The 19,947-nt window shown below is 66.7% G+C and carries 22 protein-coding genes; 1 reads left to right on the top strand and 21 read right to left on the bottom strand.

Annotated features, from left to right (window positions below):
* Positions 1-58 precede the first annotated feature (58 nt).
* Genes M2342_RS02120 through M2342_RS02040 form a run of 17 tightly spaced genes read right to left on the bottom strand, consistent with a single transcriptional unit; the run spans position 59 to position 14,114 of the window.
* Positions 59-502, bottom strand: coding sequence for a hypothetical protein (locus M2342_RS02120; RefSeq protein WP_264577854.1), 444 nt, complete (start codon positions 500-502; stop codon positions 59-61).
* A 58-nt stretch (positions 503-560) separates the two neighbouring features.
* Positions 561-1,706 (bottom strand): flagellar biosynthesis protein FlhB, encoded by a 1,146-nt coding sequence (locus M2342_RS02115; RefSeq protein WP_264577853.1) that lies wholly within the window; start codon positions 1,704-1,706, stop codon positions 561-563.
* Between the two features lie 3 nt (positions 1,707-1,709).
* Positions 1,710-2,486 (bottom strand): flagellar biosynthetic protein FliR, encoded by a 777-nt coding sequence (gene fliR, locus M2342_RS02110; protein WP_181560890.1) that lies wholly within the window; start codon positions 2,484-2,486, stop codon positions 1,710-1,712.
* Positions 2,483-2,755: a flagellar biosynthesis protein FliQ gene (fliQ, locus tag M2342_RS02105; RefSeq protein WP_181560891.1), complete on the bottom strand. Its 273-nt coding sequence runs from the start codon at positions 2,753-2,755 to the stop codon at positions 2,483-2,485. Before fliQ ends, fliR begins: the two co-directional genes overlap by 4 nt.
* 25 nt (positions 2,756-2,780) lie before the next feature.
* The gene (gene fliP, locus M2342_RS02100) at positions 2,781-3,740 is read right to left on the bottom strand and encodes a flagellar type III secretion system pore protein FliP (RefSeq protein WP_264577852.1); all 960 of its coding nucleotides are present in this window, start codon (positions 3,738-3,740) and stop codon (positions 2,781-2,783) included.
* Positions 3,733-4,005 carry a flagellar biosynthetic protein FliO gene (locus tag M2342_RS02095; RefSeq protein ID WP_181560893.1) on the bottom strand — a complete coding sequence of 91 codons (273 nt, stop codon included), beginning with the start codon at positions 4,003-4,005 and terminating at the stop codon, positions 3,733-3,735. The genes fliP and M2342_RS02095 overlap by 8 nt, the downstream gene beginning before the upstream one ends.
* Positions 4,002-4,331, bottom strand: coding sequence for a flagellar motor switch protein FliN (gene fliN / locus M2342_RS02090; protein WP_181560894.1), 330 nt, complete (start codon positions 4,329-4,331; stop codon positions 4,002-4,004). Before fliN ends, M2342_RS02095 begins: the two co-directional genes overlap by 4 nt.
* A gap of 11 nt (positions 4,332-4,342) precedes the next feature.
* Positions 4,343-5,212 carry a flagellar motor switch protein FliM gene (locus tag M2342_RS02085; RefSeq protein ID WP_181560895.1) on the bottom strand — a complete coding sequence of 290 codons (870 nt, stop codon included), beginning with the start codon at positions 5,210-5,212 and terminating at the stop codon, positions 4,343-4,345.
* Positions 5,213-5,250: 38 nt separating this feature from the next.
* A complete protein-coding gene (gene fliL / locus M2342_RS02080) occupies positions 5,251-5,871 on the bottom strand; it encodes a flagellar basal body-associated protein FliL (protein WP_264571515.1) in 621 nt (206 codons plus the stop codon).
* 12 nt (positions 5,872-5,883) lie between these two features.
* Positions 5,884-7,275, bottom strand: a complete 1,392-nt coding sequence (locus M2342_RS02075) for a flagellar hook-length control protein FliK (protein ID WP_264577851.1) — start codon at positions 7,273-7,275, stop codon at positions 5,884-5,886.
* Positions 7,272-7,700, bottom strand: coding sequence for a hypothetical protein (locus M2342_RS02070; protein WP_181560898.1), 429 nt, complete (start codon positions 7,698-7,700; stop codon positions 7,272-7,274). Before M2342_RS02070 ends, M2342_RS02075 begins: the two co-directional genes overlap by 4 nt.
* Complete coding sequence (locus tag M2342_RS02065) at positions 7,697-9,028, bottom strand: FliI/YscN family ATPase (RefSeq protein ID WP_264577850.1); 1,332 nt, start codon at positions 9,026-9,028, stop codon at positions 7,697-7,699. The genes M2342_RS02070 and M2342_RS02065 overlap by 4 nt, the downstream gene beginning before the upstream one ends.
* A complete protein-coding gene (locus M2342_RS02060) occupies positions 9,025-9,714 on the bottom strand; it encodes a flagellar biosynthesis protein (protein ID WP_264577849.1) in 690 nt (229 codons plus the stop codon). Before M2342_RS02060 ends, M2342_RS02065 begins: the two co-directional genes overlap by 4 nt.
* On the bottom strand, positions 9,701-10,717 hold the full coding sequence (fliG, locus tag M2342_RS02055; protein ID WP_264571519.1) for a flagellar motor switch protein FliG: 1,017 nt from the start codon (positions 10,715-10,717) through the stop codon (positions 9,701-9,703). The genes M2342_RS02060 and fliG overlap by 14 nt, the downstream gene beginning before the upstream one ends.
* Entirely contained in the window at positions 10,710-12,476 is a 1,767-nt protein-coding gene (gene fliF, locus M2342_RS02050; RefSeq protein ID WP_264577848.1) for a flagellar basal-body MS-ring/collar protein FliF, read from the bottom strand. Before fliF ends, fliG begins: the two co-directional genes overlap by 8 nt.
* Positions 12,477-12,480: 4 nt before the next feature.
* The gene (gene fliE / locus M2342_RS02045) at positions 12,481-12,837 is read right to left on the bottom strand and encodes a flagellar hook-basal body complex protein FliE (RefSeq protein WP_181560903.1); all 357 of its coding nucleotides are present in this window, start codon (positions 12,835-12,837) and stop codon (positions 12,481-12,483) included.
* A 17-nt stretch (positions 12,838-12,854) separates the two neighbouring features.
* On the bottom strand, positions 12,855-14,114 hold the full coding sequence (locus M2342_RS02040) for a sigma-54 interaction domain-containing protein (RefSeq protein ID WP_264577847.1): 1,260 nt from the start codon (positions 14,112-14,114) through the stop codon (positions 12,855-12,857).
* 374 nt (positions 14,115-14,488) lie between these two features.
* Here M2342_RS02040 and M2342_RS02035 point away from each other — a divergent pair, with 374 nt between their 5' ends.
* Positions 14,489-15,304, top strand: a complete 816-nt coding sequence (locus tag M2342_RS02035) for a flagellin (protein WP_264577846.1) — start codon at positions 14,489-14,491, stop codon at positions 15,302-15,304.
* Between the two features lie 532 nt (positions 15,305-15,836).
* On the opposite strand, the gene lptG is transcribed toward M2342_RS02035, so the two are convergent.
* The 4 genes from lptG to M2342_RS02015 all read right to left on the bottom strand — a co-directional run bounded on the left by lptG (position 15,837) and on the right by M2342_RS02015 (position 19,871).
* Positions 15,837-16,931, bottom strand: a complete 1,095-nt coding sequence (gene lptG / locus M2342_RS02030) for an LPS export ABC transporter permease LptG (RefSeq protein ID WP_264574122.1) — start codon at positions 16,929-16,931, stop codon at positions 15,837-15,839.
* Positions 16,932-16,934: 3 nt separating this feature from the next.
* Positions 16,935-18,146 carry an LptF/LptG family permease gene (locus M2342_RS02025; RefSeq protein WP_264577845.1) on the bottom strand — a complete coding sequence of 404 codons (1,212 nt, stop codon included), beginning with the start codon at positions 18,144-18,146 and terminating at the stop codon, positions 16,935-16,937.
* Positions 18,147-18,358: 212 nt separating this feature from the next.
* Positions 18,359-19,618, bottom strand: a complete 1,260-nt coding sequence (gene spt, locus M2342_RS02020) for a serine palmitoyltransferase (protein ID WP_264576896.1) — start codon at positions 19,616-19,618, stop codon at positions 18,359-18,361.
* Positions 19,619-19,622: 4 nt separating this feature from the next.
* Positions 19,623-19,871 (bottom strand): acyl carrier protein, encoded by a 249-nt coding sequence (locus M2342_RS02015; protein WP_181560908.1) that lies wholly within the window; start codon positions 19,869-19,871, stop codon positions 19,623-19,625.
* Positions 19,872-19,947: the final 76 nt, after the last annotated feature.

The raw sequence follows: 19,947 nt of genomic DNA, 5'->3' as shown, positions 1-19,947 counted from the left end.
AAGAATCAGGGCAGGCGCATTCAGTCGTCGAACAGCGGCGCGCTGGGCGCCGGAACCCTCAGTGCGAGGCGGCTTCCACCATGAGCGAGGTGACCGATGCCTGCGCCGCCTGGGCCAGCCCGGCCTGTCGCGCCACCGCCTGCGCCACGTTGGCGACGAAGGTGACCATCTGCTCGTCGGTCGGCGGCATGGGGAGCATGACGACGGGGCTCGGCATCAATGCGACGATGGCCCGGTCGGCCAGTTCGACGCTCGATTCAGAATTGCGGGCCGAGGGCTGGATATGCGCCAGCACATCGGCGATCTCGGCATGGATGCGGGCATAATCGGCAGCGGCGGCGGAGCGTTCGCGATCCCGCAGCAAAGCGGCGCGGGAGGTCTCGCCCTCCGCCCCGCCATGCATGGCACGGGATTGGGAAACGGCAGGCACGGCCAGGGGGCTGCGCTCCGTTGCGCTGGTCACCGGGGTGACAGCCCCGGCGCGGGGCAAGAACTCGTTCATGACACATTGCCTTCTAATGTGTCCCCATCAACAAAAGACGGACGAGTTCGGCTAAGCTTTAATTCACGATATTGCGCCCATCGGCATCGAATCGCATCGCGTCGGGCAGATCGATGTGCGGACGGTCCATCTCGGTCGCCATGGCATGCTCGATCCGGTAGACGAAGGCGAGGATCGCGGCGACGGCCATGAACAGCCGCTCGTCCACTTCCTGCCCGGCGCGCGAGGTGAAGTAGATGGCGCGGGTGAGCTCGGGATATTGCAGCACCGGCCGGCCCTGATCGGCCGCGAGCGTGCGGATCGCCGCGGCGATTTCATCGGAACCGCGCGCCACAACGACAGGCGCCGCATCGCGCCCCGGATGATAGCGCAGCGCGACGGCGAAGTGCGTCGGGTTGGTGAGCACCACCGTGGCCTCTTCCACCGCCTTGCGCACCGAGCCGTTGAGCGTCTCATATTGCCGCCGGCGGATCGCGCCCTTGAGCTCGGGCGAGCCTTCCGTCTCCTTGTGCTCCTGTTTCACTTCCTGCTTGCTCATGTTGAGCCGCTTCATGCGCTGGAAGATCTGCGCCGGCACGTCGATGCCCGCGATGAGGAACAGGGCCGCCGCGAGCGCGAGCGTGACGACCACGAAGATGTGGCCCATCTCGCTCATCGCCGGCATCACCCCGGTCTTGGCCATGCCGTGGATCGCATCGAACTGCCGCCACAGCAGCACGCCGCCGATGCTGCCGAGCAGCACCACCTTGGCGAGCGATTTGATCAGCTCGATGATGCCCTGCATGCCGAAGATGCGCTTGAGCCCATTGATCGGGTTCATCCGCTCCGGCTTGGGCACGAGCGCGCCGGTGCGGAAGCCGAGCGAGCCAAGCACGGCAGGCGCGGCGATCGCCGCGACGACCGTCGCCAGCAGCACGCCCGCGAGCGGCAGCGCAATGATGGCGAGCAGATGATAGGCGCGCTGCTCCGGGGCGAAGCCCGCAATATCGCCCTGATCGAACCGCAGGGCCTCGGCGAGCATCAGGCGGATGGCGTCGATCAATGCCGGCCCGGCAATCGCGAGCCAGCCGACGCCGGCCATCACCACCATGGCGGTGGAGAGTTCGCGGGACTGGAGAATGTCGCCCTTGCTGGCCGCGTCCGTCAGACGCTTGGCTGTTGGCTTCTCGGTCTTTTCGCCGCCGCCGGAGGCTTCCTGCGCCATGGTTCAGCCGCCCGCCAGCAAGCGGCTCATGTCGAGCCCTTGGCGCAAGGCGTCGCTGATCGCCTCGCCCATGACCGGCGCGGCGATGGCGAGCAGCACGAGGCCGGCCAGCAGCGTCGCCGGCAAGCCGACCGCGAAGAGATTGAGCGACGGCGCAGTGCGCGCGAGCATCCCCATGACGAGCTGGACGAGAATGAGCGTGAAGGTGACCGGCAGGGCGATGATAACGCCCGAGGCGAACATGGTGCCGCCGAACTGCGCGATGCTCTCGAACGCGCTCGCCGGCATGAGATTGCCGGGGGGCAGCGCCTTGTAGCTCATCACGACATATTGGATCAGCAGCAGATGCCCATCCATGGCGAGCAGCAGGAAGGTGGCAATGATCGAGAGGAAGCGGCCGACGACCGGCGTCGGCTGGCCCGAGAGCGGATCGACCATGGAGGCAAAGCCGAGGCCCATGGCGTTGGCGATCGTCTCGCCGGCGATGAACGCCGCCGAATAGCCGATCTGCAAGGCGAAGCCGAGGCTGAGGCCGGCGATCACTTCCGCCGCGACGAGGGCGATGCCGGCGATGCTCGCCAGCCCTTGCTCGGGCAGCGCAAAGGGGGCGCTGTTGAGCGCGGCAATGCCGATCGCGAGGCTGAGGATGATGCGCAGCTGCACCGGGACGGCAGCAGCACCGAAGATCGGCGCGGCGAGCAATGCGGCGCCGGGCCGGATCATCGCCAGCATCCAGAGCCACAGCTGCGCCTCTAGGCCCGCAAATGCCGGTGCGATCATCTGAGCAGGTCCGGAATCCGCTCGAAGATCTCGCGCGTGAAATCGGCGATGAGCATCAGGATCGCCCCGCCGAACAGCGCCAGCGTCACCGCGACGATGATGAGCTTGGGCACGAAGGAGAGCGTCGCCTCGTTGATGGAGGTGGCGGCCTGAATCATGCCGATGATGACCCCCGCCAGCAGGGCCGGGATCAGGATCGGCCCGGTCGCCAGCGCGGCAACCCATAGCGCCTGCTGGGCGAGGCCGACGAAGAAATCGCCATTTTCCATGCGATGTGCTCCCTTTTCTACCCGCTCAGGTCGCGAACGAGCCGGCGAGGGAGCCCATGGTCAGCGCCCAGCCATCCACCAGCACGAACAGCAGCAGCTTGAACGGCATGGAGATGATCGTCGGCGAGAGCATCATCATACCGAGCGCCATCAGCGTGGAGGCGACGACGAGATCGATGATGAGGAAGGGCAGGAAGATCATGAAGCCGATCTGGAAGGCGGTCTTCAGCTCGCTGGTGATGAAGGCCGGCAGCATGATCGAGAAGGGAATCTCCTCGGGCGAGCGGAAGGCCGGCACGTTGGCGAGGTTTTGGAACAGCGCGAGGTCGTTCTGGCGGGTCTGCTTGGCCATGAAGCCATGCAGCACCTTGCCCGAGCGGCTCACCGCTTCCTCGATGCTGATCTGGCCCTCGCCATAAGGCGTGTAGGCACTGGCGGTGATCTGGTCGATCGCCGGGCGCATCACGAACAGCGAGAGGAACAGCGCGAGGCCGACGAGCACTTGGTTCGGCGGCGTCTGCGCAAGGCCCAGCGCCTGACGGAGCAGCGAGAGCACGATGATGATGCGCGTGAAGCTGGTCATCATCAGCACCAGCGACGGCAGCACCGTCAGCAGGCTCATCAGGACAAGGATCTGCAGCGAGATGGAGAGCGGGCGCCCATCGCCCGAAACATCGTCGAGCGCCCGGGTCAGCCCGCCCGAGGCAGCGGCGGCACCTTGCGGCAGCGCGCCGGTTGCCGGCGCCTGCACTTGCGGCGCGGGCGCTGCGACTGGCGCAGCCGGCGCGGCGGGCGCAGCTTGGGCGAAGGCGGGCTGCGTGAGGCTCAGCGTCGCCACAAGCAGCGCGCAGAACAGCGCAGCGCCGATCAGCAAGCCCGTGCTCCTGCGCAGGCAGGAGCCCAGGGCGGAGAGGAACGGCGACTGCGCCCTGGGCTCCTGCCTGCGCAGGAGCACTTGGGTGGTCGCCAGAATGGGGTCAGCCATGACGGGTTTCGCTCTCCGCGATCTTCTCGACCTTGCCGCGCGAGACGGAGAGCAGGAGGCGCTTGCCCTCGAACTCCACGACCGCGAGCTTGCCGAGCGTGCCCATGGGCAGCACATCGACCAGCTTGACCATCCGGTCGCGCTGGCCGGCGCCCAGCATGCCGGGCTGATATTTGCGCCACAGCCACAGCGCGCCATAGGCCATGCCGCCGACCAGCGGCAGCATGATGAGCAGCTTGAGGAAATACCAGGCGAGCGCGCTCATGCGCGACGCTCGAGCCCGGCGAGGCGCGCCTCGGTGGAGGCGATCTCGACGATGCGCACGCCATAGCGGCCGTTCACCGTCACCACCTCGCCCCGGGCGACCAGCGTACCGTTGACCATGATGTCCAGCAGGTCGTCGGCCTGACGATCGAGCTGCACGACGCTGCCCTCGCCCAGATTCATGATCTCGGCCAGACGCAACTGGGTGGCGCCGACCTCGACGGACATGCGGACGGGGATATCGGCCAGCAGGGCCATGTTGCGGCCCAGACCCATGTCCACCGGTGCGGCGGCCTCAGCCCGGAGTGTTTCGCTCATCTCGCTCATTATGTTGGTCCTCAGGCCAGTTTTTCGATCATGAAGGCGGCGCTGCCGTCCTGTTCGCCCACGGTGCCCTGCGCGAACACGCGGTCACCGACGAGCAGCGGCAATTGCCGCGCGATGTGGATGGGGATGACGTCGCCGGGCTTCAGCGACATCAGCTCCGCCATTTTGAGATTGGGCCGCGCCAGCACCGTGCGGACGGGGAAGCGCACATCATCCAGCCGGGTGGCCAGACGGGTCCGCCAGACCGGATCGGCCGGCCGTGCCTCGTCCCCCGCCTTGGGCGAGCCGACGATCTCCAGCCCGCCAAAGCCGGCCTTGGGATAAATGAACTCGATGATGCGCGGGCGATGATCGCCCATGTCGACCTCGAACCCCTGCACCACGATGGCCGTCTCGCCGGGCATCAGCTGGGCATGGGCCGGATTGGTCTCGCGGTTGATGAGCACTGGTTCCAGCGGGGCGATCTCGGCCCAGCATTCGACCAGCGCCGCGATGATGCCATCGGCAAGCCGGGCGCCGAGCCGCGTCTCCGTGGGCGTGAACTCGCGCTTGTCGCTGCTCGCACGGTCGCCCTTGCCGCCATAGAAGCGGTCGACCAGCAGCGAGACCAGCGGCGCGTCGATGCGAAGCACCACCGGCCCCTTGATGGGGTGCAGGCGATAGAGCGAGAGGCTGGCGAACTCCGGCGCGCTCGCATCCCACATCATGAACATGGTTTCTTCGAGCGGCAGCGCGGTGACCAGCGGACGCGCGCCGCCATAAGGCTCGATGATCGCGCGCAACCGGCGGCTCACCCGCTCGCCGAGTTTTTCCAGTCCGCTGATCGCGGCGACCGGCTCACTGGTCTGTCGCCCGAGCGCGAAAGGCTGCACGTCATTCATCGTTCATTGTCCCCGTCCGACCCCCGTCGGACACGGCGCTACTGAATAACGAAATTGGTAAAATAAACGTTATCAATGCCGCCGTAGCCCGTCTTTTCCTTCAAAACATCGTTAATAACGGTCAGAAGTTTCGCTTGGAGCTTCTCCTTGCCCTGCGGGGTGGAGAGGTCGAGCTCCTGCTCTTGCGCCATCATCATCAGGATGGCCGAGCGGATCGGCAGCTCGTGCGCCTGCACGGCCTCGATCACGCGCTGGTCGTAATAGGTCGACACGGCGATCGAGACCTGCGCGAAGGAGTCACTGTCCGCGAGGTTGGAGGTGAACGGCGCCGGGATCTGGAAATAGGTCGCCTGATAGGCCGAGGCATTGGCCGGGCGGGGCAGATCCACGCCCTTGCCCTCGCGCTCCGGCGCGTGCTGCTCGGCGGCCTTGGCAGCCCAGGTCTTGGCGACCTCCTCAGGCTTCTCGCCGGTCAGCACCAGCTGCGGGCGAAAGGCATCTTCCGCCGGCCCGCTTTCCTTGTGCATGGAGCCCGCGGCGAAGAACCCCGCCGCCGCGCCACCACCACCCAGCAGCGCCACGGCGCCAAGGATGATGATCAGCTTCTTCTTGCCGCCGCCCTTCTTCTTGGCGGCGCCGGCGTCCGGTGCGTCACTCATCGATCGATCCCCTTAAGCAAAGCGCACATGCCCGTCGGCACTGTCGCGCGCGGCGACCCTGCTCTCATCGGGCTGGCGAGATTGTTCCCCGGCGACGCGCGTGAACGATGTCCCGCGATCGCCATCCTGTCCGCGACCCTGCTGCTGCATCTGGCTCGCCAGATCGCGCTGGGCCTGGCCCTGGGCCTGATTTTGCGCCTGATTTTGGGCCTGGCTTTGCGCCTGACCCTGATCGCGCGCGGTATCCGAGGAGGCGCCGGCCTTCTCGACCGTGATCTGCCCGAGATGCAGGGTGGCAAGACGTGCATCGGCCTGCAGCGTGCCGCGCCCTTCGTTGAGGCGCCGTGCGGCCTCATCCGTTTCGGCCGTCAGGCGGATGTCCATGGCGCCGGCGCCCTGGAACACATCGACCTCAAGCCGGCCAAGATGCGGCGGATTGAGCGAGAAGCGGCTATGGCCGCCGCCTTCCGCCAGCCCGGCGATTTCCCGCGCCAGCCGATCGATCCACTGGCCCGAAACGCCCATGTCGATGACCTGCGCGCCCAGTGCCGATGCGGCCGAAGGCGCTGCCTGGCCTGCGCCGCCACTGCTGCTGACAGCGCCGCTCTCGGTCGAGATGCCAACCGGCAGGTCGATGACGAAGCGCTGGGCCGTGTCTGGAGCCGGCGCCGCGGCCTTGCCGGTCGTTGCGCCCTGCGCCGCCAGAGCATCTGCCAGGCTGGCACCCTCCGCCTTTGGAGAGTCCGCGCCATCGGCCTTGGGGGCAGCGAGCGCTGCCACGCCGGCGGCTGCCGTCGCGCCATCCTGCGATGAAGCGGCGGCACGGCCTCCCTTGGGTCCGGTCCCGGCGGCGACGTGCGCAGCCATGGCCGGCATGCCGGGCGCGAGCGGGAAGGGAATGACCTGCGCCTGCAGCGGCTGCCCGGGCGCCGCAGCGTTGGTGGCGCCCTCATCCGTTGCGGCCGCGTCACCGGCCTCGGCGTCTGCATTCGGCTCGCCTTCGGTCAACGCCAGGGCGGCATCCTGGGGCGGCTGCGCTATCGCAGCGCCCTGCTGGGCCTGCTGCGCCTGCAGCTGAGCCGCGACGGTAACAGCCTGCTGAGGCTGGCTCGCGAACCGATCGGGTGCTGTCAAAGCCAGCTTTTCACCGCCGACCAGCGCGAGGATATCGGCGCTGAAGCCTTCGTCCGGGGCGCCGGCCGGGCCGGTCGTGGCGGTCCCGTCATTGTCGACGACAAGGCTGAGGCCCGCGCTCCCGGCCGCCGGAGCGTTGCCGTTCAGCGCAGCCAGTTCGACAAGCGCAGCGAACTGCCCGCCCGTGGCGAGGCCCGGCTCCCCGGCCTTCGCATCGGCAGCCGGAGCGCGCCCCGTCATCATGCTGAAGAGCGACGTGATGTTGATCATTCTTCCAGTCCCCTGTTCTGCATCCGCCGGACGCGCGGCTGCGCGGCCAGCCGGGCTTCGCGCTGCGCTTCCCGTGCGGCCTTGGCCTTGTCCTTGAGGCGCTCGGCAATTTCGCGTTCACGATCCGCCACCACTCGTTCCGCATCGCGCGCGTCGATCCGCCGATTGGCATCGAACAGCGCGCCATCGAGCTGCCGGCCGGCGCGCTCCAGGCGGCTGGCCAGTTCGCGCCGCGCAGCGAAGAGTCCGCCGATCTGCTGCCCGCTCTGGCCGCACAGCTCTTCGCGCACCTGCGCGATGCGGCGGGCATTGCTGGCAATCTGGCTCGCCTCGTCCTGCGCAAGCGTGAGCGCGGCGACGGCCTGATTATGCTGCACGTCCCGCACCCGGACGAGGCGCTTGCGCGCGGCGACCATGCGGCTCATGCCCCGAACTCCGCGATCAACGCTGCGGCGCTGGTATCGACGTCAATCGTGGACTTGCTGCTCTGGCGCAGGAAGCCCAGCAATTGCTGCCGGCGTTCCACGGCCTCGTCGATGGTCGGATCGTTGCCGGGGCGATAGGCGCCCATCAGGATGAGGTCGCGATTTTCCTCATAGGCCGCCCACAGCCGCCGATAATTGGCGGCGGCGCGCAGATGCTCGTCATCGACGATGTCCGCCATGACGCGCGAGAGCGAGCGCCCGACGTCGATGGCCGGGAAGATGCTCTGTTCGGAGAGGTGCCGCGAGAGCACGATATGCCCGTCGACAATGGCGCGCGCGGTATCGACGATGGGGTCGTCGGTATCGTCGCCATCGGCCAGCACAGTGTAGATCGCGGTGATCGACCCGCCCGAGCGGCTGTCCACGCCCGCCCGCTCGACAAGGCGGGGAATGAGCGACAGCGCCGAGGGCGGATAGCCCTTCATCGCCGGTGGCTCGCCCAGCGACAGCCCGATCTCGCGCTGGGCATGGGCGCAGCGGGTAAGACTGTCGATGAGCAGCAGCACCTGCTTGCCCCGCGCGCGGAAATATTCGGCGATGGCGGTCGCCCGGGCAGCCGCGCGCAGGCGCAGCACCGGCGGATGATCGGCCGGAACGGCAACCACGATGCTCTTGTTCATGAGCGCGCCGCCGATCTTGGTCTCGAGGAAGTCGCTGACCTCGCGGCCGCGCTCGCCGATGAGACCGGTGACGATCACGTCCGCCTCGGCCCCGGCGATCATCTGGCCCATCAGCACCGATTTACCGACGCCCGAACCGGCCATGATGGCGATACGCTGGCCGCGCCCGGCCGTGAGCAAGGCATTCACGGCGCGGACGCCGAGATCGAAGCGTTCCAGCACCCGGCCGCGATCCAGCACATTGCCGCGCACGCCAGCCAGCGGCCACTGGCCATTGGCAAGCACCGGGCCCTTGCGATCGAGCGGCTGGCCCATCGCATCGATGACGCGGCCGATCAGCCCCTCGCCGACCTGCACCATATTGGCGGCGCTGTCCGGCTCGACGCGCGCGCCATTTTCCAGCGGCGCATCCTGATCCAGCGGCACCAGCACGGCGCGGCTGCCCCGGAAGCCAACGACCTCGGCGCGCACCGACATGCCATCGGCTGCACGAATGCGCGCGCCGGCGCCGATGGGGCGGGAGAAGCCGGTCACTTCGAGCATCCCGCCATCATGGCCAACCAGCCGGCCGACATGGCGCGGCGCCTGATTGGGCACCTGCATATGATCGAGCAAGCGCGTGGCGCGGGCGAGTTCCGCCTGGATCACAGCCGGCCGTCCATATCGTCCATCAGCGCCTTGAGGCGCGCCAGCCGCACATCCGGGCCATCCTCGATCCAGCCATCCGCCGTAGCGAGACGGACCGATCCGCGCGGCACATCGGCGCTGGCCGCTAGTGAGAAGCGCAGCGGCTCGGCCTGCAGCAGCGGCAGATCCTCGGGATTGACCTCCAGCCGGGCCTTGGCATCCTCGGTGTCGATGCAGGCGGCGACTGCCTCGCAGCGCGCACGGAGCACATCGGCGTCGATCGGCACTTCACCCACAATCTGCCCGACCAGACGGATGACCGCCTGGGAGAGCAGCGTGGCGAAGGCGCCTTCATCCACTTTTCCGAGCGCCAGAACAGCGGCAGCCAGCTCCCGCCGCGCCGCATCGTCCTGCTCGGCGGCTTCGCGTGTGATGCGCTCTCCTTCCTGAAAGCCCTGCACGAAGGCATCGCGCGCGGCTTCCTCGATGGGGTCGATCGGCGGCTGAGCGGCCAGCGTCTCATCATAGCCGCCGCCGGGCCCGCTTCCGCCGGGGAAGGTGACGTTCCAGGCCCGATGGCCCTGCTCCTCGGCATAGAGGTGGCGAAAGCCCCTGCCATCGCGCCCGACGCTGCCGAAAGCGCCCCAGCTCTCCAGCGGCGCGGCGCCACTGACGGAGTCGGCCGACCAGATCCTAGACATAGTCATCGCCCTTTCCGCCCAGCATGATCGCCCCTTCCTCGCCCATGCGGCGCGCCTCGGCGATGATCGCCTTCTGCGCTTCCATCACTTCGGCAAGGCGCATCGGGCCGCGCTCGTCCATCTCGTCCTGAATGGACTGGGCGGCGCGCTGCGACATGCAGCCCAGGATGCGCGTGCGCAGCGTGTCGCTCGCCCCCTTGAGCGCGACGACGAGAATGGCGTTGTCCACCGCCCGCATGAGCGTGCCCAAATCCTTGTCCGACAGGGCCTGCAGATTTTCGAAGACGAACATCTCATCCTCGATGAGCTGGGCGACATTGCGATCGCGCTTGTTCAGCGCCTTGATGATGCGCTGCTCATGATCCTTGCGGATGTTGTTCATGATCGCGGCGGCCTCGCTGGTGCCACCGCGCTTGGTGGTGCCGGCGGACGAGCGGCCCTGCGCCGGGCGGGAGGCGATGAGCTGCTCCAGCTCGTCCAGCGCCTCGGTGCTCACCGGGCCGAGCGTGGCGACGCGATAGACGACATCGTCCTGCACCTCGGCCGGCAGCAGCTGCAGCGTCGCGGCCGCCACGGCGGGGTCCAGATGGGCCAGCACGATGGCCATGATCTGCGGATGCTCGGGCTCGATGATCGCGGCGATCTCAGCCGGCTCCATCCATTTGAGCATCGAGAGCTTGGTCGAGCGCGTCGGCGGCGTGATGCGCGCGAGCATATTGTCCGCGCGGTCGGGACCGAGCGCCTTGTGCATGGCGCCGCGAATATGCTGGGTGGCGCCGTAGCCGATGGTGGTGCGACCGCGCGCCTTGGAGACGAACTGGTCGAGCGCGGCATTCACCTCGTCCACCTCGACATCGGCGACGTCATACATGGCGTAGCCGAGCTGGCGCACCTCGTCCGGCTCCAGCCGGGAGAGGATCTGCGCGGCCTCGTCTTCCTCGAAGAGCATCAGCAGCACGGCGGCAGCGGCGCTGCCGGTGAGCGGGCGAGCGGCTTCGACCTCAGCCATCGGCCTTCACTCCATCCTTGAGGAGATCGCGCACGACGAGCGCAGCGCGATCAGGGTCCTGCTTCACAAAGTTGCGGATCAGCGTGGCACGGTCGCTATAGTCATGCGTGGCGCTGATCATATCGAGGGTCACGGGCTGGGCGGGGTCATGCACCGCTGCCGAGGCCCGGCCGATCTCGGCCTGGATTTCCGTGCCGATCTGCTGGCCGATCTGTGCATCGAGCACCTGGCGCTCCGCCTGCGCGGCGGACCAGCGCTTGAGCAGCGGACGGCCGATGCCGACCAGCAGCAGCAGCGCGACGAGCAGGGCCGAGACGTTACGGGCGAGCATCGCCACCCAGGCTTCCTGATACCAGGGCGTCGCATCGGTCGCGGCGTCCCCGGCGGCTTCGGCGAACTTGCGCGAGGAAATCGCCACCACGTCACCGCGCGCCTGATCGAAGCCGATTGCGCCTTTGACCAGCGCCTCGAGCGCGGCAATCTCCTGCGGCGTGCGCGGCTTGCCATCGGTGCCCTGATCCAGCGCGACGGCGATGGACAGGCGCTGCACGGTGCCCACGGCGTCCCGCGTCACGGAGACTTCGCGGCCCAGCTCGAAGCTGCGGTTGAAGGTCTCGGTCGTCTTGAACGGCGGCATGCCGGGTGCGGGCGGCGTCTGCATGGCGTTGGCCTGTGCCTGCGCCTGCGTCGGCGGCGGCCCGCCCGGATCGGCGGGATTGACCGGCGGATTGGGCTGCAGCGCGCCGGGGATGCCGCCGGGTGCGGCATTCGCATTGCCCTGCGCATCCGTGTTCCAGCTGCCGGTTTCGGCGCGCAGACGGGCTTCGTCCTGCGGATAGGTTTCGCGCGTGGCCTGCCGCTCGGCGAAGTTCACCTCGGCATGCACCTCGGTCGAGAACTTGCCGGCACCGATGATCGGCGTGAGCAGCGCGGTCACAGCCTGACGGTAGCGATCTTCGATGCGGCTCTGGATCTGGATCTGCCGATCCGTCTCCGCGCCGGCCCCGGTCGCATTACTGAGCAGGCGGCCATTCTGATCGACGACCGACACCGATTCCGGCGCCATGTCGCCCACGGAGGAGGCGACGAGATGGACGATGGCCTCGACCTGCCCTTCGGACAGCGAGCGGCCATTGGCCAGTTGCAGCATCACGGATGCCGTCGGGCGGGAGCGCTCGCGCAGGAAGATGCTCGGCGCCTCGACCGCGAGGTGGACCCGCGCCTTGGTGACCGCATCGATCGCCTCGATGGTGCGGGCGAGATCCATTTCGCGCGCGCTGCGCAGCTTCTCGCCCTCGACGGCGCGGCTCGCGCCCATCGGCATGGAGTCGATCAGCGTGTCGCCGGTCGGCGCACTGCGGGGCAGGCCCTCGGCGGCGAGCTTCATCTTGGCGTTGAAATAATCGGTCTCGGCGACGGTGATCGCACCGCTCGTTTGATCGAAATTATAGGCGATGCCGCTTTTGCCCAGCGCCTCGGCCACGGCGGCCTGGTCGGCCTCGGGCAAGCCCCGGAACAGGTCGCGCTGCGGCGGTTCGCGCAGCGCCAGCCAGGCCAGCGCGGCGAGCGCGGCAACGGTGATGAGCCCGATCATCGGCAGGCTGCGCTGCACGGCGGGCTGCTGGAGCAGGCCGGTGAGGCGCAGCTTCATGCCCTGCGCGCCGGCCGCAAAGCCCGCGCCAGACCCGGAGAGGGCGGGCAAGCCGGGCTGCATCGCGACCTGGCTGCCAGTGGTGGTGGTGATGTTCGCGTCGCTCATCTCATTACACCGGCATGCTCATGATGTCCTTGTAGGCGGACAGGAGTTTGTTGCGGACCTGCAGGGTCGTCTCGAAGCCCACGGATGCCTGCTGGCGGGTCAGCATCACGGCCGCGATGTCCGTGGTTTCGCCGCGCTCATAGGCAGCGGTCGCGTCGCTCGACTGGGTCTGCAGCTTGTTCACGCCCTCGATGGCGCTGCGCATGGCGTCCGCGAAATCGGCGCCACCCGCAGGGCTGCTGGCGGGCGCGCCGCCGGTCGCGGCACCGGCGGCGCTTTTCGCGGCGTCCTGGATCGCGGAGTTACGCTGGAGAATGCTCTGGCGCAGGGCCAGCACGCTATCGACGGAAAGTCCCGACATGATGATGCCTCCTGCGCTTAGCTGGCCAGCGCGAGGTCACGCATTTCAGCGAGACGGTAGCGCAGGGTACGTTCGGAAATGCCAAGGATGCGCGCCGCGCGGGCGCGGTGCCCGCCGGTGTCACGCAGGGCGAGGCGAATGGCGTCCATCGCCGAGGCGCGGGCGACATCCTGAAGACGAGCGCGGGCCGGCAGCGGTGCGGGCTCGGCCGGAACGGGCGCGGGCATGGTGTTGCCGGCAAGGCTGAGATCGCTCACGTCGATCTGGTCGCCTTCCCGCAGCACGATGGCCCGCTGCAGGACATTGCCCAGCTCACGGGCATTGCCCGGCCAGCTGTGCGCGCCAAGATGCGCCAGCGCCGCGGGCGTCGGCCAGGCGAAGCCGGACTGGCCGCCCTGATGGCGCAGCAGAAACGAGGCGGTGATCGCCGGAATGTCACCCGGGCGGCTTGCGAGCGCGCTCAGGTGCAGCGGCATCACGTTGAGCCGCCAGTAAAGGTCCGCACGGAACCGACCGGCATCGGCTTCCGCCGAAAGATCGCGGTTGCAGGCGGCGACGACGCGCACATCGACCGGCACCGGATGCGTCGCGCCGACGGGAAGCACTTCGCCTTCCTGCAGCGCGCGCAGCAGCTTGGCCTGCAGGGCCAGCGGCAGTTCGGCGATCTCGTCGAGGAACAGCGTGCCGCCATTGGCAGCGAGGAACAGGCCGTCGGACGACGCGCCAGCACCGGTAAAGCTGCCCTTCTTGTGACCGAAGAGCATGGCTTCCATCATGGTTTCCGGCAGCGCCGCGCAATTGACGGCGATGAAGTCCTTGTCGGCGCGCGGGCTCATATCGTGAAGGAAGCGCGCAATGCCTTCCTTGCCCGTGCCGGTCTCGCCCTGAACGAGCACTGTCGCGTCGCTGGCGGCGATCCGCTGGGCGAGGCGCATCAGCATGGCACTGCTCTCATCACCCACCGCCGGCATCCGCGCGGGGCGGAGCAGCTCGGCGATCAGGGCAAAGGCCATCGCCTTGTCCTGCGCACCGAAGGCAATGCGGGCGGGGAAGCCATTGGAGGCCGGCATGAAGCGCGGCGCGCCCTCGCGCCACTCGATCAGCAGGTCGCGACAGGTTGCATCGGCAATTTCCTCGGCGAGGAGAATGCGCTGGATAGATTTACCACGCGGCGTGTCCGCGCCTACCGTTCGTACAGAAAAGCAGGCAGTATCGAGCCACGCGTCCAGATCCGGCAATAGCCGCTGTACGCGCTGACTCATGTCGACATGCAACATGCGTAAGCCCCCGTTTTGGTCCAGTCCGGGCTCTTGCGAGCCACCCCCGTCTTGCCCGTTAAAAGTGATAAAAAATGCTTAGCATTCGGTTAACGACGGCGAACCATTGCCGCAGTGCGGCAGGATTTTGCCGACCGTCTGAAGGCGCGAAAATCATGTCGCGCTTGACGTGCAGAGCCTCCGCTCTCCCTCTCGACGAACCATCCCGCCGCACTTTGTTGCAAAATATATCGTTTTATTTCATTATATTAATTGGTGATTTCGGGAAATTTGAGACGGTCACCTAAAGCTCCTGAGGCCTTATCCGTTCTGTGGTTTCGAGGCCGCCACCGCCAAAGGGCAGCGACCCTCAGTGAAGCGGGAAAGGAAACCACATGACTGTTATTGCATCCAACGTGTCCGCGATTCGGGCCCAGAATGCCTCGGCCGCTGCGAATCAGGGCCTGTCGCAGGCCATGGAGCGCCTGTCCTCCGGCAAGCGCATCAACACCGCGAAGGACGACGCCGCCGGCCTCGCCATCGCCACCAAGATGACCGCCGAAGTCCGTGGCCTCGCTGCCGCACGCCGCAACGCCAATGATGGCCTCTCGCTGGCGCAGACCGCTGAAGGCGCGCTGGGCGACATCTCCAACATGCTGGTCCGCATGAAGGAACTGGCTGTGCAGTCCGCAAACGGCACGAACGACACCGCCGCCCGCGACAATCTGCAGGCGGAAGTCTCCGCGCTGATGACGCAGATCGGCAAGGTGCAGGGCCAGGAGTTTAACGGTGTGGCGCTGTTCAGCGCGACGGCTACCTCGATCCAGGTCGGCACCGGCTCGACCGACACTGTCTCGGTTGACACCTCGGCGGTGACGACGGCTCTGACGGCGCTCGCAACCGCTGCCCCGAACATCGGCGGCGCCGGCGCGACGGTGGGTGCGGCGATGACCGCCATCGACACCGCGATCGAAGCGGTTGCTACCGGCCGTGCCAATCTGGGTGCCACGCAGAGCCGCCTCGAATCGGCTGCCAGCAACCTGACCACCACGATCACCAACCTGTCCGACGCCCGTTCGCGGATCGAAGACGCCGACTTCTCCGAGGAATCGACGGCGCTCGCCAAGAACCAGATCCTCAGCCAGGCCTCCACGGCGATGCTCGCTCAGGCGAACCAGAGCCAGCAGGGCGTGCTCAGCCTGCTCCGCTAAGGGCAGCACCTAAGATCGGACGGCGAGGGTACTGGTCCACACTCGCCGGCCCGGTTGACCCCCGGCACCATAGAGTCCCCATCGTGCCGGGGGTCAGCATCCCCAACAGGGAATATGGAAACCCTTCGCTCCCCCGGGCGGAGGGTTTCTTCTATTGTGGGGAGCGGGACGCCGGCCCCCGGCGGATGATCCAGGGGCCTGATCGAACAGCCACCTGAGTGAGCCGTCAGGCAGATGCGTATGCGGAGGTGTAAGGGGCAGGCCAAAAGGAGAGCGGCCAGCCATGATCCCTTCCATTGCACTCCCCCTCCGTTCGCTTCGAGCGAAGTCGAGAAGCGTTACGCACGACGTGTCTCGACACGAACGGAAGGTTAGGCGGCGTGGACAAAATTCCGAGCTTGGGAAAACAGTGGCGGTTCCGCTCCGATCCAGCACGTGGAGTGCCAAGGATCCACTTCCGTTCGTCCTGAGTAGCTGCTGAGCCTGTCGAAGCGGCGTATCGAAGGACCGCCCCACCCATCCGGGCAGAACCCTATTCCTCCGTGGTAATCAACACCGCTTCGCCAACCACCAGAAAGAGCAGGAACGGCGCCCACGCCGCCAGCATCGGGGGATACACGCCCAGATTGCCCATGGAGAGCGCGAAATTATCGGCCACGAAGAAGGCGAAGCCCAACGCCATGCCGATCACCGCGCGCACGAACAGCTTGCCGGAGCGTGCAATACCAAAAGCGGCGACAGAGCCCAGCAACGGCATGAGCAATGCCGACAAAGGCCCGCTGATCTTGTGCCAGAGCGACCCTTCGAGCGATGCAACCGGGCGCCCCGCCTCGCGCAAGGTATCGATCGCCTCGCTCAGGTCGGCAAAGGACATGGCGTCGGGATCGACCGAGGACAGCGTGAACTGGTCCGGCGTGACCCCCTTGCCGACAACCATCCGGTCGACATGGCGGCTGACCCCGCGCACGACATCGAACACGCGGATATCCTCAAGCAGCCAGCCATCCGGGGTAAAGCGCCCGTGCTTGGCATAGACGATCGAGATCAGGGCATTGTTATGCCGGTCATAGACGTTCACATCCTGCAGCCGCACGGCATTGCCGCGGCCGGTGATCGTCCCGGCCCGGATGAGGTCATCCTCATGCCGCACCCAGACATTGCCCTTGACCCCCGGGTCCGAAGGGATGGGGCCGAACTTGGCGGCCTCCCAGGCGGTGAGCGTCGCGGTGGCGCGCACGACCACCCGTTCGTTGAACACATAGCTGATCGCGGCGACGGCAAGACTGGCCAATATGAGCGGCGCGAGAATCTGGTGGGCCGAGAGCCCGCCGGATTTCATCGCCACCACCTCGCTATTGGCATTGAGCGTCGCCAGCGTGATCAGCGTGCCGAGCAGCACCGAGAAGGGCAGAAAGCGCGAGATGATCTGCGGCGCGCGCAGGCTGACATATTGCCACAGCTGCGCATCGCCATTGCCGGGATAGGCCAGCACCTTGCCTGCCTCGCTCAGCAGATCGAGCATCTGCAGGATCAGCACCAGCATCGCCAGCATCGCCAGGCAACGCAGCAGGAAGGTCTTGCCCAGATACAGCGCCAGCGCGCGGGAAGGGAAGAAGTTGAGCAGCATGGCCTATCCCCGATGTGCCTTGCGGTAACGCCGGTCGCCGAACCATTTGAGCAGCGACTTGAACAGGCCGAGCAGCTTGGCGAACTGACGATCCAGCGCGCCGATGGGCTGGCCGCCGGGCACATAGGCGGTCTGATAATAGAGCCAGGCGATGATCCCGGCGAAAATGAGGAACGGTCCCCACAGGCCGAGGAACGGATCGATCCGGCCCAGTGCGCCCAGCGACTGCATCGTCTGGTTGATCTTGTGATAGGTGACGATGAAGACGATCGACAGGAAGACGCCGAGCGCGGAGGTTGAGCGTTTCGGCGGGATCGCGAAGGCAATCGCCGCGAGCGGCAGCAACATCATCATCGCCACTTCCACCACGCGGAAATTGAAGTTCGACCAAGCCTGCGCCCGGCCGAGCGCCGTATCGCGGGTGAGGCCGGCGCGGAACAGCTCCGGCAGGCTCAGCTCCACATCGCCATCGCCGCGCGTACGGAACTCCTCGATCTTCGGCAGCGAGATCGGCAGATCGTGGTTGGAGAAGGAGAGGATGCGCGGCTCGGTGAAGCTGGGGGAATTATGCACCAGCACGCCATCTGTGAGGCGCATGATGATCGTATCGGGGTCGTCGGTCGCCAGGAACTGGCCGCGCGCCGCCGTGACCGCCAGCGACTGGCCGCCGTCGCTATCCATGCGCGCGAAGATGCCGCTCAGCTTCTTGCCTTCGTCCTCGCTCTCCTCGATGCGGATGGTGATGCCATCGCCCAGCTTGGTGAACTCGCCGACCTTGATGGATGCGCCCAGCGCGCCCGAGCGCAGCTCGAACCGCAGCCGCTCATAGGCATATTTGCTGTCCGGCTGGATGAAGCCGACAATGGTCAGGTTCAGGATCGCCAGCGCGATGGCGTACATATACGGCACCTTGAGCAGGCGCGTATAGGAAAGGCCGACGCCGCGCAGAATATCGAGCTCCGAGGAAAGAGCCAGCTTGCGGAAGGCGAGCAGGATGCCGAGCATGAGGCCGATGGGAATGCCAAGGCCGAGATATTCGGGCAGGAGATTGGCGAGCATCCGCCACACCACGCTCACCGGCCCGCCCTCGGTCGCGACGAAGACGAACAGCCGCTGCATCCGGTCCAGCACCAGAAGCATCGCCGCAACGATGAGGCTTGCGAAAAGCGGGACCGCGATCAGCCTCGCCATGTAGCGGTCCAGAGCGGTCAGCATGAGAGTCCGCAGGTTCCTTGAGCCGGTTCAGGTGGCCCGGCCGGAAGGTCCGGACACGGCAAGGCCGTAAGCGGGATGCGCCCGCGCCGCAACCTTAGAGTGTATGGACGCTCGCCAGATCATAGCGCCACGCGCCAGCCGGAGCCGGGAAGGCGCCCGGTCGTGCGACAAGCGGGCGGTTTGACCGGGCCGTGACAGGCCCGGCCGGTCGATCAGCCAGCGATGGCGCCCGTCATCCGGCCCGCCGTGGCGAACATCTCGAGAATCTGGCCAACCTGCTCGCTCGAATGCTCGGCACAGAGCGAGCAGCGCAGCAGGAAGGTGCCGGCCGGTGTCGCGGGCGGACGGGCCATGTTCACATAGAGACCCAGCTCCAGCAGCGCCTGCCACATCGCCACGGCCTGCGTCTGGTCCGTAAGGATCACCGCAATGATCGCCGACTGCGGCGTCTTGGTGCCGAGCGTGAAGCCGAGATCGATCAGCCCCTTGTGCAGGCGGCGGCTGTTCTCCCACAGATGCGCGCGCTTCTCGCCGGCGTGCATCAGCTTGCGGATCGAGGTCGCGGCGGTGGCGACGACGCTCGGCGGCAGCGAGGCGGTGAACACATAAGGCCGGCAAACGAGGCGCATCACATCGAACTTGGGATGATCCGAGACGCAGAAGCCGCCGACCGTGCCGACCGATTTGGAGAAGGTGCCGACGACGAAATCGATCTCCTTCTCGACGCCCTGCTCCTCATAGACGCCACGGCCATTGGGGCCGAAGAAGCCCATGCCATGCGCCTCATCGACGAGGATCATGCAATTGGGGTGCTTGCGGATCGCGGCGACCATGTCCGGCAGCGGCGCGACATCGCCGAGCATCGAATAGACGCCCTCCAGCACGACCAGCTTGAGCGCATCGGCCGGCAGGCGCCCGAGGCGCTTGTCCAGATCCTCGACGCTGTTGTGGCGGAAGCGCACGATCTCGGCATTGCCGAGCGCGCAGCCATCATAGATGCTGGCATGGCTGTCGGCATCCAGCACGATATAATCGCCCTTGCCGGCCAGCGTGGAGATCATGCCGAGATTGGCCTGATAACCAGTCGAGAACACCATGGCATGTTTGGTGCCATAGAAGTCCTTGAGCGCATCCTCGCAGGCCTTGTGGGTCTGGTAGGTCCCGTTGAGCACGCGGCTGCCAGTGGTGCCCGATCCGAACTCGTCCAGCGCCTTCTTGCCCGCCGCGACCACGTCCGGGTCGAAGGTCATGCCCATATAGTTATAGGTGCCGAGCAGGATCGTCTCCTTGCCCTTGATCACCGCAAGCGTGGGCGACTTCACTTCGTCCATCACGATGGCGAAGGGATCGCGCACACCAGTCGCCAGCAGCGCCTCGCGCTCGGCGATCAGGGGGTCGAACTTGGAGAACAGGTCCTTGTCGGCCTCCGCCACGCGCATGGTGGTTTCCGCCCCGTCGATCACGCTCGCCATGGCTTCAGCCCTCCGCCTTCAGCTTCATCACCGCATCGACGAGCTGGCCGACCGTCTCGATCTCCGCCTGCATGTTCATGGTGATGATGATCTCGAACTCGTCCTCGATGGCGGCGACGAAATCCATGACGGTGAGGCTGTCCCACTCCAGGTCGCCGGCGAAGGTGGTGCTGTCGCTCAAGGCGACGCCCTTCTTGTTGAAGGGTTCGATCTGCGCTGCGATCTGCGCGTAGACGTCCTGACGGTCCGACATGGCTGCGACTTTCTTTCCGTAATAGCCCAATAAGGCCCTGTTGCGAGCCGAATGCCCGCTTCGCCCTGCCTATGGC

Source organism: Sphingobium sp. B8D3A, assembly GCF_025961995.1.
Lineage (GTDB): Bacteria > Pseudomonadota > Alphaproteobacteria > Sphingomonadales > Sphingomonadaceae > Sphingobium.
The sequence above is the reverse complement of the archived record's forward strand: the minus strand, read 5'-3'. Positions and strand labels throughout refer to the sequence as shown.

Excerpts from the sequence above, each read along its gene's own strand:
- fliF (WP_264577848.1), bottom strand. The coding sequence starts at position 12,476 with ATGAGCGACGCGAACATCACCACCACCACTGGCAGCCAGGTCGCGATG.
- fliN (WP_181560894.1), bottom strand. The coding sequence starts at position 4,331 with ATGAGCGAGATGAGCGAAACACTCCGGGCTGAGGCCGCCGCACCGGTG.
- M2342_RS02095 (WP_181560893.1), bottom strand. The coding sequence starts at position 4,005 with ATGAGCGCGCTCGCCTGGTATTTCCTCAAGCTGCTCATCATGCTGCCG.
- M2342_RS02085 (WP_181560895.1), bottom strand. The coding sequence starts at position 5,212 with ATGAATGACGTGCAGCCTTTCGCGCTCGGGCGACAGACCAGTGAGCCG.
- M2342_RS02060 (WP_264577849.1), bottom strand. The coding sequence starts at position 9,714 with ATGACTATGTCTAGGATCTGGTCGGCCGACTCCGTCAGTGGCGCCGCG.
- M2342_RS02015 (WP_181560908.1), bottom strand. The coding sequence starts at position 19,871 with ATGTCGGACCGTCAGGACGTCTACGCGCAGATCGCAGCGCAGATCGAA.
- M2342_RS02070 (WP_181560898.1), bottom strand. The coding sequence starts at position 7,700 with ATGAGCCGCATGGTCGCCGCGCGCAAGCGCCTCGTCCGGGTGCGGGAC.
- M2342_RS02120 (WP_264577854.1), bottom strand. The coding sequence starts at position 502 with ATGAACGAGTTCTTGCCCCGCGCCGGGGCTGTCACCCCGGTGACCAGC.
- spt (WP_264576896.1), bottom strand. The coding sequence starts at position 19,618 with ATGGCGAGCGTGATCGACGGGGCGGAAACCACCATGCGCGTGGCGGAG.
- fliQ (WP_181560891.1), bottom strand. The coding sequence starts at position 2,755 with ATGGAAAATGGCGATTTCTTCGTCGGCCTCGCCCAGCAGGCGCTATGG.
- fliR (WP_181560890.1), bottom strand. The coding sequence starts at position 2,486 with ATGATCGCACCGGCATTTGCGGGCCTAGAGGCGCAGCTGTGGCTCTGG.
- M2342_RS02115 (WP_264577853.1), bottom strand. The coding sequence starts at position 1,706 with ATGGCGCAGGAAGCCTCCGGCGGCGGCGAAAAGACCGAGAAGCCAACA.
- M2342_RS02025 (WP_264577845.1), bottom strand. The coding sequence starts at position 18,146 with ATGCTGACCGCTCTGGACCGCTACATGGCGAGGCTGATCGCGGTCCCG.
- fliL (WP_264571515.1), bottom strand. The coding sequence starts at position 5,871 with ATGAGTGACGCACCGGACGCCGGCGCCGCCAAGAAGAAGGGCGGCGGC.
- fliP (WP_264577852.1), bottom strand. The coding sequence starts at position 3,740 with ATGGCTGACCCCATTCTGGCGACCACCCAAGTGCTCCTGCGCAGGCAG.
- M2342_RS02040 (WP_264577847.1), bottom strand. The coding sequence starts at position 14,114 with ATGTTGCATGTCGACATGAGTCAGCGCGTACAGCGGCTATTGCCGGAT.
- lptG (WP_264574122.1), bottom strand. The coding sequence starts at position 16,931 with ATGCTGCTCAACTTCTTCCCTTCCCGCGCGCTGGCGCTGTATCTGGGC.
- M2342_RS02035 (WP_264577846.1), top strand. The coding sequence starts at position 14,489 with ATGACTGTTATTGCATCCAACGTGTCCGCGATTCGGGCCCAGAATGCC.
- fliE (WP_181560903.1), bottom strand. The coding sequence starts at position 12,837 with ATGTCGGGACTTTCCGTCGATAGCGTGCTGGCCCTGCGCCAGAGCATT.
- M2342_RS02075 (WP_264577851.1), bottom strand. The coding sequence starts at position 7,275 with ATGATCAACATCACGTCGCTCTTCAGCATGATGACGGGGCGCGCTCCG.
- fliG (WP_264571519.1), bottom strand. The coding sequence starts at position 10,717 with ATGGCTGAGGTCGAAGCCGCTCGCCCGCTCACCGGCAGCGCCGCTGCC.